The 11,894-nt window shown below is 39.5% G+C and carries 13 protein-coding genes; 10 read left to right on the top strand and 3 right to left on the bottom strand.

The window, feature by feature from the left end; translation table 11 throughout:
- A partial coding sequence (locus tag E1I69_RS25055; RefSeq protein WP_242634643.1) for a transposase occupies positions 1–310 on the top strand: 310 nt, incomplete at its 5' end.
- On the opposite strand, the gene metA is transcribed toward E1I69_RS25055, so the two are convergent.
- The gene (gene metA / locus E1I69_RS19165; RefSeq protein WP_136381169.1) at positions 267–1,172 is read right to left on the bottom strand and encodes a homoserine O-acetyltransferase MetA; all 906 of its coding nucleotides are present in this window, start codon (positions 1,170–1,172) and stop codon (positions 267–269) included. The genes E1I69_RS25055 and metA overlap by 44 nt on opposite strands.
- Before the next feature lie 393 nt (positions 1,173–1,565).
- Here metA and E1I69_RS19160 point away from each other — a divergent pair, with 393 nt between their 5' ends.
- The 3 genes from E1I69_RS19160 (at position 1,566) to E1I69_RS19150 (ending at position 4,750) form a co-directional block, all read left to right on the top strand.
- Positions 1,566–3,254: a formate--tetrahydrofolate ligase gene (locus E1I69_RS19160; RefSeq protein ID WP_136381168.1), complete on the top strand. Its 1,689-nt coding sequence runs from the start codon at positions 1,566–1,568 to the stop codon at positions 3,252–3,254.
- Positions 3,255–3,268: 14 nt separating this feature from the next.
- Positions 3,269–3,778, top strand: a complete 510-nt coding sequence (locus tag E1I69_RS19155; RefSeq protein ID WP_136381167.1) for a hypothetical protein — start codon at positions 3,269–3,271, stop codon at positions 3,776–3,778.
- 126 nt (positions 3,779–3,904) lie between these two features.
- Entirely contained in the window at positions 3,905–4,750 is an 846-nt protein-coding gene (locus E1I69_RS19150) for a DegV family protein (RefSeq protein WP_136381166.1), read from the top strand.
- Position 4,751: 1 nt separating this feature from the next.
- Here E1I69_RS19150 and E1I69_RS19145 read toward each other — a convergent pair whose 3' ends face one another.
- Positions 4,752–4,997, bottom strand: coding sequence for a hypothetical protein (locus E1I69_RS19145; RefSeq protein ID WP_136381165.1), 246 nt, complete (start codon positions 4,995–4,997; stop codon positions 4,752–4,754).
- Positions 4,998–5,133: 136 nt separating this feature from the next.
- On the opposite strand from E1I69_RS19145, the gene E1I69_RS19140 reads away from it, so the two are divergent.
- Together E1I69_RS19140 and E1I69_RS19135 are read left to right on the top strand one after the other, a co-directional pair.
- Positions 5,134–5,781 carry an HD domain-containing protein gene (locus E1I69_RS19140; RefSeq protein ID WP_136381164.1) on the top strand — a complete coding sequence of 216 codons (648 nt, stop codon included), beginning with the start codon at positions 5,134–5,136 and terminating at the stop codon, positions 5,779–5,781.
- A complete protein-coding gene (locus tag E1I69_RS19135; RefSeq protein WP_136381170.1) occupies positions 5,778–7,664 on the top strand; it encodes an ABC-F family ATP-binding cassette domain-containing protein in 1,887 nt (628 codons plus the stop codon). The genes E1I69_RS19140 and E1I69_RS19135 overlap by 4 nt, the downstream gene beginning before the upstream one ends.
- A gap of 36 nt (positions 7,665–7,700) precedes the next feature.
- On the opposite strand, the gene E1I69_RS19130 is transcribed toward E1I69_RS19135, so the two are convergent.
- Positions 7,701–8,732: a peptidoglycan-binding protein gene (locus tag E1I69_RS19130; protein WP_136381163.1), complete on the bottom strand. Its 1,032-nt coding sequence runs from the start codon at positions 8,730–8,732 to the stop codon at positions 7,701–7,703.
- Positions 8,733–9,143: 411 nt separating this feature from the next.
- Between E1I69_RS19130 and E1I69_RS19125 the strand changes: the two genes are divergently transcribed.
- The 4 genes from E1I69_RS19125 (at position 9,144) to E1I69_RS19110 (ending at position 11,813) form a co-directional block, all read left to right on the top strand.
- Positions 9,144–10,265, top strand: a complete 1,122-nt coding sequence (locus E1I69_RS19125; RefSeq protein ID WP_136381162.1) for a conserved virulence factor C family protein — start codon at positions 9,144–9,146, stop codon at positions 10,263–10,265.
- A 113-nt stretch (positions 10,266–10,378) separates the two neighbouring features.
- Positions 10,379–10,813 (top strand): BrxA/BrxB family bacilliredoxin, encoded by a 435-nt coding sequence (locus tag E1I69_RS19120; RefSeq protein ID WP_136381161.1) that lies wholly within the window; start codon positions 10,379–10,381, stop codon positions 10,811–10,813.
- 39 nt (positions 10,814–10,852) lie between these two features.
- Positions 10,853–11,635: a class I SAM-dependent methyltransferase gene (locus tag E1I69_RS19115; RefSeq protein ID WP_136381160.1), complete on the top strand. Its 783-nt coding sequence runs from the start codon at positions 10,853–10,855 to the stop codon at positions 11,633–11,635.
- A gap of 46 nt (positions 11,636–11,681) precedes the next feature.
- Complete coding sequence (locus E1I69_RS19110; RefSeq protein WP_136381159.1) at positions 11,682–11,813, top strand: YuzL family protein; 132 nt, start codon at positions 11,682–11,684, stop codon at positions 11,811–11,813.
- Positions 11,814–11,894: the final 81 nt, after the last annotated feature.

The following is an 11,894-nucleotide window of genomic DNA, read 5'->3' as shown; positions in this document are numbered from 1 at the left end:
CTACGCTCAACGTAAAGTTGAGGTAGAAAGTGTGTTCGGTCACATCAAGGGCAATAGGTCGTTCCGCAGATTTTCCTTGCGGGGGCTCGACAAAGTACATGTCGAGTTTGGGATTGTGGCATTAGCCCACAATATGCTGAAAGTAGCAGGCATCCGCCAGTTACTTTCAGAGAAAAATCGAAAAACTCAAAAAGGGCAAGGGAGAAAAACGAATTGTTTTTCCCCCTTGCCTTATTTTTTAGGACTTATCGGACAGTCCCTTCTTTTTATTCCCAATCATATGGTGTTTCCTGATACACATAATAATTGAGCCAGTTCGCAAATAGTAGGTACGAATGCGATTTCCAGCTGTGTATAGGTGGTTTGGCCGGGTCATTATCAGGAAAATAGTTAACCGGAATAATCTCCTTTCCTTTTTCAAGGTCGCGTTCATATTCCTCTTTTAATGTATGGACATCATATTCAGGGTGTCCTGTTAGGAAAATATGCTTACCATCATTTGAGGCTACTAGACACACACCCGCATCATCAGAAACGGACAACAAGGTTAACCCTTCCGTCTTTTCAATTTCCTCAAGTGTTACCTCTGTAAACCGGGAATGTGGGACAAAATAGAAATCATCAAAACCACGTACAAGTTTAACATCCTTATTTACTAAGCGGTGGTGAAAGACACCTGTACATTTTTCAGGTAGAGGATATTTCTTAACCCCATAATGATAAAAAAGCCCTGCCTGTGCTCCCCAGCAAATATGTAAGGTTGAGGTTACGTTCGTTTTCGTCCATTCCATGATTTCTTTGAGTTCTTCCCAATAATTCACATCCTCAAATGAGAGGTGCTCGATTGGAGCTCCTGTAATGATCATGCCATCAAACTTTCTGTGCTTGATAGCAGAAAATGATGTGTAAAATTTATCAAGATGATTCTTTCCAGTGTTTTTGGCAACATGAGTTTCTGGGAATAAAAGTGTAATATTCAGCTGCAATGGGGAATTTCCTAGAAGTCTAAGGAGCTGAGTTTCTGTTCGTTCTTTTTCAGGCATAATGTTTAAGATTACTATATTAAGTGGACGAATATCTTGGCTATAGGCACGGTCCTCATCCATCACAAATATATTTTCAGATTCTAACACTTCTTTCGCTGGAAGGTCATGAGGTATATTAATTGGCAATCCTATCATCCCCCTATTTCTTGTATATTGGCTAGCTCCAGCGACTAGCCCCTCGAGGTCATAAGCCAATCCGTCAAGAAGGATAAAAGGCATCCTTCTCGCCGGCTTTTCTTATGCTTGTGGGACTTGCACAGGAAGTGCTGACATCGATGTTTGCCACAGGACGTGGCAGTAGTTAGTCGATGTTCCTCTTTCAAGTCGCTTGCGCTTTTCTACTATAATTGAAATTTTACAACAATTCACACATAAATATCAATTAAAATATCTTCATTCATTTTACGTGGTAAAGGAAATGCCTAAATCTAGAGGTTTTTCTTTTAACTGGTATACTGAATAATGTAAGATAGGAATGATAAGGTATACTTTTACCAATAAGTCATGGGGGTAATGTACATGGGATTTTCAACGAAATATAAGTCTGATATTGAAATTGCTCAAGAGGCTGAGTTAAAGCCGATAAAGGAGATTGTGCAGCAACTTGATTTACATGATGAAGAAGTCGAACCCTATGGTCATTACAAAGCAAAAATATCGTTGGATGTGATGAAGCGCTTAGAAAAGAAAAAGGATGGCAAGGTCATTCTTGTAACATCAATTAATCCTACGCCAGCTGGTGAAGGGAAGTCGACAGTTACGGTTGGACTTGGACAAGGACTTGCAAAGCTAGGGAAAAATGCGATGATCGCAATGCGAGAACCATCCCTCGGGCCAACGATGGGGATTAAAGGTGGTGCAACAGGTGGTGGCTATTCACAGGTAATTCCAATGGAGGAAATTAATCTGCATTTTACCGGTGATTTTCACGCGATTACGACAGCAAATAACACATTGTCAGCTTTAATTGACAACCATATCCACCAAGGAAATGAGCTTCAAATTGATGTAAGACGTGTTACTTGGAAACGAGTTGTGGATTTAAATGACCGTGCACTAAGAAACGTAATTGTTGGGCTTGGCGGTCCTGTGCAAGGTGTTCCCCGTGAGGACGGATTTGATATTACCGTTGCATCAGAGATAATGGCTATTTTCTGCCTTGCAACCGATTTACAGGATTTGAAGAAAAGATTATCTAAAATTGTAGTAGGCTATGATATACATAAACAACCGGTCACAGCTAGTGACCTTGGTGCAGAAGGGGCACTTACGCTTTTATTAAAGGATGCACTTAAACCGAATTTAGTTCAAACGCTTGAACACACACCTGCATTGATTCATGGGGGACCATTTGCCAATATCGCTCACGGCTGTAATTCTGTTATTGCCACAAAAATGGCAGCCAAATTAGCGGATTATGTGTTAACAGAGGGTGGATTTGGTGCAGACCTAGGTGCCGAGAAATTTCTAGACATTAAAGCAAGATATGCAAATATTAAGCCAGAGGCAGTCGTTATTGTGGCGACAAATCGTGCTTTAAAAATGCATGGCGGTGTAGCAAAGGAAAATCTTAAAGAAGAGAATGTTGAGGCTTTATCTAAGGGCTTGGAGAACTTGCAAAAACATATTGAGACAGTTCAAGCTTTTGGTTTGCCGTTTGTAGTCGCAATCAATCGCTTTGTTACAGATACAGAAAAAGAAGTAAAGAAAATTGAAACGTGGTGTGCGGAACATTCATATCCAGTTGCCCTAACAGAGGTTTGGGAAAAGGGTGGCGAAGGTGGAATCGAGCTTGCAAAGAAAGTTCTTGACGTCATCGAAACGGGAGAAAATCATTTTGCACCAATCTATGATTTATCAACTTCCATTGATGACAAAGTAAAAACGATTGCGAGAACGGTTTACGGAGCAAAGGATGTTGAGTTTTCTTCTAAAGCGAAGAAGCAAATTCGCGCCTTCGAGAAATTTGGCTGGGGCAATCTCCCAATCTGTATGGCAAAAACCCAGTATTCACTGTCCGATGACCCAACCTTACTTGGACGTCCAACCGATTTTACGATTACCATCCGTGAATTCAGACCATCTATAGGGGCTGGTTTTATCGTTGCTTTAACCGGTGATGTCATGACCATGCCAGGACTTCCAAAAAAACCAGCTGCACTCAACATGGATGTGACTGGAGAAGGAAAAGCCGTCGGATTGTTTTAAAGGAAGGTATGTATATGTTTGATCCAACTGTATTTGAAAATTTAAAGGTCGTCATCGAAGGCGCCCTATATGATTTAGACTTAGAAGGAAAGATCGTGATTATCGATCGTCAAGACCAGGTTGATTTGGCAAAAATGGGAAGGCATTACCACATTACCTTCAGAGATAAATCAATTGACCAAATCCATACCTATATAGATTTGAAAATGGACCTCGATAATTTAGTTACAGAACTTAGAGATGAAGAAGGAAATCCAGGTTGTGTGCTTGAAATTGGTTTTGTTTTTAAATTGGAGTCATTGGACAATTGCCCTATGATCCAACAGATCCTAACCACCATTTGGGGTGAAACAAGAGGGATCCAACAGGAAATTTCGTTTCAATATGGTTCACAAGATCAATATATATGTAATAATAAAATTGTTTTTCACCGATTAATACATGAAGATCATATTGATGACTTACTGGAGATGATAGACTACATCATTGATTCCATTCATCAACTTCATAAAGTGATATTATAAGAGGCGATCATGCCTCTTTTTTCTACACCAAAAGTATTAAATTTTCAGACAATTTTACTATTTCAATTATATTATTATGTGATATATAGTAAAATAGTTATAGCGTATTAAGAGGGAGGGGAATTTATGGGTAAAATCGCATGGGTTACAGATAGTACAGCATTTTTAGATGAAGAGCTTTCCAATCATGAGGATATTTATGTCATCCCGATGACAATCTTTTTTGATGAGGAAGAATATCTTGATGGGGTTACGATTACTCCGACACAGTTTTTTGAACGATTAAAAACAGCTAAAACCATTCCAAAGACCTCACAACCTTCAATTGGAAGCTTTGTGGAATTATATACCAGTCTTGAAGATAGATATGATGAAATTATCTCTGTTCATATCTCTGAAAAATTAAGTGGGACTGTATCGTCTGCAAGACAAGCAGCAGAATTGGTGAATATCCCTGTTACGGTCATTGATTCAAAAATCCTAACCTATCCTATGACTAAATTAATAAAAGAAGGAATGAAACGTATACAGGATGCTGGGACTTCGGCAGACGTTGAAAAGCTTATTGTCGAATTATCCGAGAAACTAGAAACATATGTCATTATCGGCAGTTTAGAACAATTGCATCGAAGTGGACGAATGAACACAGCTCAATATTTTCTAGGAAGCATGCTGCAAATAAAGCCGGTCATACAAATCATAGATGGGGCTCTGTCTGTAAAAGAAAAGGTGCGTTCTGAAAATAAGGCGACGAGTAAAATAGTAGGTTACCTAAAAGATGCAGTAGAGAATGATCAATTGGATGAAATCTATATTTTATACGGCTTGGACGATTCGAAGACAAAAGAGTGGAAAGAAATGATTAGAGAATTTGCGCCTGACCATATCTCAATCGAGGCTTATCCACTTGGGGTAGCAATAGGCGTCCATGCTGGTGAAAATACAATCGGAATCAGCTGGATGAATAAGTAATCTATTTGACTAGCACATATTGAACTTCGTTATGAGACAGTGGAGCAATGGCAGCAATTTTATAGCCAATGCTTAAAAATTGGGAGATTGTTTCCGCACAATTTGGTTGTGGCGGCTCTGTCGGAGCATGAAGGCTCTTATGAATCTGTAAAAATTGATTGGTAAGCGGATTACAAGAAATCAATACGACGTGACGTCCATACCATGCTGTTCCAATTTCCCGATAGATATAATTTGAATGATACATATATGGTGACCACCTTTCACCTTTAGTTGGAGTTACTCCAGCTTTTTTATTTTATGCAAAGGTTTAAGGTAGCGCGACTGATAGTTGGGGCGTTTTATGTTACAATGGTTACGAAATTGAATCGGTGGAGGATAAAATGGAGCAGCAACAAATCATTGATAAGACTACTACATTTGTTAAAAATAGTTTGGAACATGATAGCAGCGGCCATGACTGGTGGCATATTGAACGCGTTAGAAAAGCGGCTATCCAACTCGCCCAAAAAGAAAAAGCCAATCTATTCATAGTTGAAATGGCGGCATTATTACATGATGTGGCAGATGAAAAATTAAATGACTCAGAAGAAGAAGGCCTCAGGAAAGTCCGTGAATGGTTAACTTCTTTACTTATAGCAGAACCTGAACAAGAAGAGATCATGGAAATCATTTCAACCATGTCCTTTAAGGGCGGCAACCGGCCACCAATGAAAACTATTGAGGGACAGGTTGTCCAGGATGCTGACCGTTTGGACGCAATCGGCGCAATTGGGATTGCGCGAACCTTTGCGTATGCGGGAGCACATGGTGATTTAATTTATGATCCCAATCTACCGTATCGTGAAGTCTTGACAAAGGAAGAATACCGCAACGGCAAATCGACAGCAGTCAATCATTTTTATGAAAAATTATTAAAATTAAAAGATACTCTTAATACGAATGCAGCAAAAGAAGTAGCCCAGGAACGTCATGATTTCATGTCTGCGTTTCTTGAACAATTTTATAAAGAATGGAATGGACAGTCATGAGGCTTTTATCAGTTGAAAATCTATCAAAAAGCTATGCCGAAAAAACATTGTTTGAAGGTATCTCCTTTAGCATTACAGATAATGAACGAATTGGCATTATCGGTGTCAATGGAACTGGTAAATCAACGCTTTTAAAAATCATTGCAGGTGCAGAAGAGGCAGACCAAGGGGAAATCACTCATTCAAAGGGTTACACAATCAGCTATTTACCGCAGCAACCTGAATTTTCAATCGGAAATACTGTCCTCGACCAAGTCTTTCAAGGCAATACACCGCTCCTTCGTTTATTAAAAGAATATGAGGAAGCGATGATTCAAATTGAAAAGGAACCGATGAGCACGGCGAATCAGGAGAGACTTTATGACCTCCAGCAAAAAATGGATGCAGCAAATGCGTGGGAAGCGAATTCAAACGCAAAGGCAGTCTTATCAAAACTAGGAATAACGGATTTTTCGCAAGATGTAATGGAATTGTCAGGGGGACAAAAGAAGCGTGTAGCCCTTGCCCAGAGTTTAATTGAGGTTCCAGATTTATTGATCTTAGATGAGCCGACAAACCATCTGGATTACGACACGATTAAATGGCTTGAGGATTATCTTTCTAAATACAATGGCGCATTATTAGTTGTTACCCACGATCGGTACTTTTTAGACCGAGTGACAAACCGAATTATCGAGCTTGATGAAGGTAATCTATATACGTATACAGGGAACTATAGTAGCTTTTTAGAGGCAAAAGCGCTTCGGATTGAGCAGGAGCAGGCTTCTGAATTAAAGCGTCAAAATTTATACAGACGTGAGCTTGCTTGGATTCGCCGTGGTGCTAAGGCGAGAACGACAAAGCAAAAAGCACGGATTCAACGATTTGAAGAAATTGAGAATGGCAAAAAGACAGTGAACACCGAAGCGTTAGATATTTCAGTTGGCGGCAGTAGACTCGGTAAAAAGGTTGTTGAGCTGAAAAATGTGTCAAAAAGCTTTAATGGAACGAAAATTTTAGAGGATGTAAATATACTCATTAAGCCAGGTGATAGAATTGGAATTGTGGGTCAAAATGGAAGCGGGAAATCCACATTATTAAATATCATTGCGGGTAGAATTCCAGCGGATGAAGGCGAAATTGAGATTGGGCAAACGGTGAAACTTGCATACTATACACAGGAAAGCATGGATATGGATGTTAATAAACGAATGATTGAATACATCAAAGAAACTGCTGAAATGATTCATACCCTTGATGGAAAAATGATATCAGCAGCCCAAATGCTGGAGCGTTTCTTATTTCCCATGCACACTCATGGTACACCGATCCGGAAGCTTTCTGGTGGAGAACGAAGACGATTGTATTTGTTGAAAATTATTATGGGTGAACCCAATGTATTATTATTGGATGAGCCGACAAATGATTTGGATACTCAAACATTAACTGTTTTAGAAGACTATTTAGATGAGTTTCCAGGTGTGGTAATTACTGTCTCACATGATCGCTACTTCTTGGATAAAGTAACAGACCAGCTCTTGGTTTTTGGAGAGGGGCATAAGATTACAACGTTTTTTGGAGACTACTCGGATTATCTTGAGAAAAATACAGCAGAAGCGGCTCAAGCTGTACAAAAAGGTAAGGTAGAAAAATCATCATCTCAAGAGGCACCGAAGCAAAAGAAAAAGAAGCTTTCCTATAAGGATCAGCTTGAATGGGATGAGATTGAAGGGAAAATTGAAGCCCAAGAGGAGAAGGTTGCAGCACTTGTGAAAGAAATTGAGGCAGCCGGAAGTGACTACCAAAAAGCCCAACAGGCAATGGATGAGCACGCGAAGGAATCCGATGTGCTTGACCAGTTGATGGAAAGATGGGCAGAATTATCAGAAATGGTAAGTGAATAAGAAGAGTGGCCCGGTCTTAGAACCGGGCTTTTTGCTTTATAATCGTTTCGCACCTAAGTATCGTGATTGCCAGTAGTTAATTGTCATATCGTCAATGCTCACACCATCCGTCGAATCTGCGTGAATGAATTTATTGTTTCCGATATAAATTCCTGCATGTGACGGACCTGGCTTATACGTTTGAAAAAAGACAATATCACCAACGCTTGGTGCAGCCACATTTGCTCCTTGGTTCCAAATGCCAGGAACTGTCCGTGAGAGGCTAACACCTTTTTGGGCATACACATATTGTAAAAAACCACTGCAATCGAAGCCATTCGGCGAGGTGCCGCCCCAGACATAGGGTACCCCCATATAGCTCATTGCTATTGAAATTACACTAGCATCTACAGGTGGCGTTTCAATTGGTTCTGTTGCTGCCTCAACGGTATCCGGATTGTTTGTCCGTGGCTGAGCCGTCGCTACCGTAGCCTTTTTGATAGTGAGACCTCTTACATTTTTATTTTTCATAATGTGGTCTATCGTTTCTTCAGTTGCTAATCCGTTTGCTTCTAAATTAAACTTCTTTTGGTAAGCCTTTACACTTGCTTCAGTCACTGATTCAAACTTTCCATCTATCAAACCACTATAAAATCGAAGTCTTTGTAATTTGGTTTGTAGCTGTTTTACCTCAGGTCCCTCGTCACCAATTGTGTAGAAAGCTGGTTTTGGCTGTAAAATCACTTCGTTCAGTTTTTCGAGTGTTGTTTTTCCAGCAATACCATCCGTTTTTAAATCATATAATTCTTGAAACCTTTTAACGGCTTCTTGAGTGGATGCACCATAGTGACCATCGATTGTTTCATAGTAAAAATTTAATTTATGTAACTCAAATTGAAGAAAGCGAACTGGATAACCGGTGTGGCCGTAGCGTAGTTCCTGTTTCGTATCAAATTGATAGTTTTTATCTAGTAACGGATCTAGGTTTTGCTTTTCTGATGCATCTGCTGCAAGTGGGGCGCCAAAGAAAAATCCAGCCGCAAGTGACGTCACTACGATAGCTTCGCGGGCTCCATAGCGTTTTTTCATTGAAGTTCCTCCTTGATGTTTGCAAAAAGCAAAAATAATGTAGTTTTCGAACGGCTTGTTGGATAAAAATGCTATGGAAGAGATGTATACCTTAACTAAGAAAAAGACGTATTGCGATTTCAATCCTTATCACAACAAAAGCGAAAACAACTCATACATGAGCACAATTTTATGATATTTAGGTAAATAAGCTATTATGACAAAAATTCAGATATTTAGTACAAAAGCGCTAAAATAAGACAAGTATGATTAGTACCAAAACACAGTTGTTTCAAGGTGTAAGAGGGTTTTACAGAAAATTTACAAATTCACAACTGGACTGCGCTTATCATAAGCTCTCGTAATGGATTATTGGTAATTGCGTGTGCTACAATTACTGTAGTTGATTTCGTAGGAGAAGGAGCGGTAGATATGAAAATAAAATCAATTGAACCAACACCTAGTCCGAATACAATGAAGATTATATTAGACGAGGAACTACCAAAGGGAAAAAGCAATAATTATAAAAAGGAAAACATAGATCAAGCACCACCACTAATTAGAGAAATTATGGCTATCGAAGGGATTAAAGGTGTTTATCATGTTGCCGACTTTTTAGCAGTTGAAAGAAATGCAAGATATGACTGGCAGGAGCTCTTACCAAATGTACGTATAGTCTTTGGGGAAGATGTAACTGAAAGTGGGGAAGGTCCGAAACTCAACGAACATTTTGGGGAAGTAAAGGTTTTTGTGCAAATGTATAAAGGCTTGCCCATGCAAGTGAAGCTCCATGACGGTGAACAAGAGTTCCGTTTTGGATTACCTGACGTGTTCAGAGAAAGCTTGCTACGTGCTCAAGAAGCTTCGGGGAATGTTGTGTTGGAACGCGAATGGAAGGAACAAGGCGTGCGTTACGGCAGTCACGATGAAATCGGAAAGGAAGTAGTTGATGAACTTGCGGCTGCCTACCCGAAAGAGCGACTCGACCGTATTGTACAGCAAATTTCCGAACAAACATCAGCACCAGCTGTTCAAAAACGTCAATCCTATAAGGTAACATTGGAGATGTTGGATGATCCTGATTGGACAAACCGCTATGCATGTTTAGAGCAAATGGATCCAGAAGAAGACGATTTACCAGTACTTGCGATAGCCTTAAAAGATGAAAAACCGTCAATTCGTCGGTTAGCAACTGTTTATTTAGGGATGATTGAAAAGCCAGTTGTATTGCCATACCTGTATGAGGCATTAAAGGATAAGTCCGTTACAGTTAGAAGAACAGCAGGTGACTGTTTATCAGATATCGGCGATCCAGCTGCCATTGGTGCGATGTGTGAGGCATTAAAGGATCCAAGTAAGCTTGTAAGATGGCGTGCTGCCATGTTTTTATATGAGGTTGGCGATGAAACAGCACTTGATGCACTTAAAGCAGCAGAAGATGATTCGGAATTTGAAGTGAAAATGCAAATCAAACTTGCCATCGAAAGAATTGAAGGTGGCGAGGAAGCAAAGGGTTCTGTTTGGAAGCAAATGACGGAAAGCAGGAATAACTAATAGTCAATTGAGTACATTTATAAAAAGTAATGGTATAGATGATGTTTGAAAATTGATTTTGCATGTTCAACATAGTATGCTTGTTTTATTGAAAAAAAAGGGAGGGATTCTATATGTCAATGGCATATGATGAATATATGAAGCAAATCGTGAAGCCGATGCGCCAAGAACTAGTAGTAGCAGGCTTTGAAGAGCTTCAAACAGAAGAAGATGTAGAAAATTTCATGGAAAAGACGGAAGGTACAACACTTGTTGTTGTGAACTCTGTATGTGGTTGTGCGGCAGGCCTTGCAAGACCAGCTGTCACACAAGCTGTTCTAAATAACGAGAAAAAGCCGGATCATCTAGTAACCGTATTTGCTGGACAAGATAAAGATGCAACTGCAAAGATGAGAGAGTATTTTAAGGGCTATGAGCCATCATCTCCATCGATGGCATTGTTAAAAGGTAAGGAAGTTGTACACTTCATTCCTCGACATGAAATTGAAACAAACTCAATGGAAGGCATTATGGAAAATATAACTTCCGCATTAAATAAGCACTGCTAAAAGATGTCATTATGACATCTTTTTTGTGTAGGTGATGAAATGATTGTAACAACGGCAGGACGAACGAATGACGAAATGGTGAAATTGGCTAAAAATGTTGCTGCGGAACTTGTAGTTCCATATATTCAAAGAAATAAGCAATCTATCCATAAACTTCAAGATCAAACCGATGACGATATTCTTGTTGTTGGGAAAAATCGAATTGAAATTCATCCTAGGCATGGAGATGAACCGCTATTTTTTCACCCGAATTCTGCCATGTTTCGGATGAAGCGAATAGCAAAAGGTGAACATGATCCATTTATTCAGGCTTCAGGTTTAACGAATGGAAGATCCATTTTAGATTGTACTTTAGGCTTGGGATCTGATAGTATTGTCGCAAGCTTTGTCGTCGGAAAGACTGGAAAAGTTGAGTCTTTAGAAGGAAACAAGTATTTGTATTATCTGTTAAAAGGCGGGTTGAAAAGCTGGGATACCGGATACCCATTGATGAATGAGGCGATGGCACGCGTTGAAGTGCAGCATATAAAATACGAACGTTTTCTAGCTGACTGTCCTTCAAATAGCTATGATGTCGTCTATTTTGATCCAATGTTTGAAGTAACAATTGATGAATCGGAAGGGATAAAGGGACTCCGCAATTTCGCGATTTATTCCACACTAACTCCTGAAGTGATCGAAGCAGCAAAGCGAGTCGCAAAACAAAAAGTGGTACTTAAGGACCACTGGAAAAGTGAACAATTTGAGAGATACGGATTCTCTGTTTTCAAACGAAAAACAGCAAAATTCCATTTTGGAGTCATTGATGTAGAGGGTTCTTGATATTTTGTCACACCTTTGGAGATTTTAAATAACGGAGGTGATGATCATGGCAAAACGTAAAAAAGATCCTTCAACAGTTGGATTAAGTTCTGCAAATGTAGAAGGGCAAGGGACAACGAATCAAGAGACAGGAAGAATTTCAATGGATTCGTCAAGGAAGAAGAAAAAGAATATGTAACCTACCTCTACAAAAAAAGCCCGCTTTGAAAGCGGGTTTTATTAATCAGCGACACAACAAAAGATAAAATATACTAATGTA

The sequence above is a fragment of the Bacillus timonensis genome (assembly GCF_004799755.1).
GTDB classification, from domain to species: Bacteria; Bacillota; Bacilli; order Bacillales; family Bacillaceae_L; genus Ferdinandcohnia; species Ferdinandcohnia timonensis_A.
Note: the sequence above shows the minus strand (reverse complement) of the source record. Positions and strands in the feature narration are given on the sequence as shown.

Excerpts from the sequence above, each read along its gene's own strand:
- E1I69_RS19150 (WP_136381166.1), top strand. The coding sequence starts at position 3,905 with ATGGGTAAAATCGCATGGGTTACAGATAGTACAGCATTTTTAGATGAA.
- E1I69_RS19130 (WP_136381163.1), bottom strand. The coding sequence starts at position 8,732 with ATGAAAAAACGCTATGGAGCCCGCGAAGCTATCGTAGTGACGTCACTT.
- E1I69_RS19135 (WP_136381170.1), top strand. The coding sequence starts at position 5,778 with ATGAGGCTTTTATCAGTTGAAAATCTATCAAAAAGCTATGCCGAAAAA.
- E1I69_RS19145 (WP_136381165.1), bottom strand. The coding sequence starts at position 4,997 with ATGTATCATTCAAATTATATCTATCGGGAAATTGGAACAGCATGGTAT.
- E1I69_RS19110 (WP_136381159.1), top strand. The coding sequence starts at position 11,682 with ATGGCAAAACGTAAAAAAGATCCTTCAACAGTTGGATTAAGTTCTGCA.
- E1I69_RS19140 (WP_136381164.1), top strand. The coding sequence starts at position 5,134 with ATGGAGCAGCAACAAATCATTGATAAGACTACTACATTTGTTAAAAAT.
- E1I69_RS19155 (WP_136381167.1), top strand. The coding sequence starts at position 3,269 with ATGTTTGATCCAACTGTATTTGAAAATTTAAAGGTCGTCATCGAAGGC.
- E1I69_RS19125 (WP_136381162.1), top strand. The coding sequence starts at position 9,144 with ATGAAAATAAAATCAATTGAACCAACACCTAGTCCGAATACAATGAAG.
- E1I69_RS19115 (WP_136381160.1), top strand. The coding sequence starts at position 10,853 with ATGATTGTAACAACGGCAGGACGAACGAATGACGAAATGGTGAAATTG.
- E1I69_RS19120 (WP_136381161.1), top strand. The coding sequence starts at position 10,379 with ATGTCAATGGCATATGATGAATATATGAAGCAAATCGTGAAGCCGATG.
- E1I69_RS19160 (WP_136381168.1), top strand. The coding sequence starts at position 1,566 with ATGGGATTTTCAACGAAATATAAGTCTGATATTGAAATTGCTCAAGAG.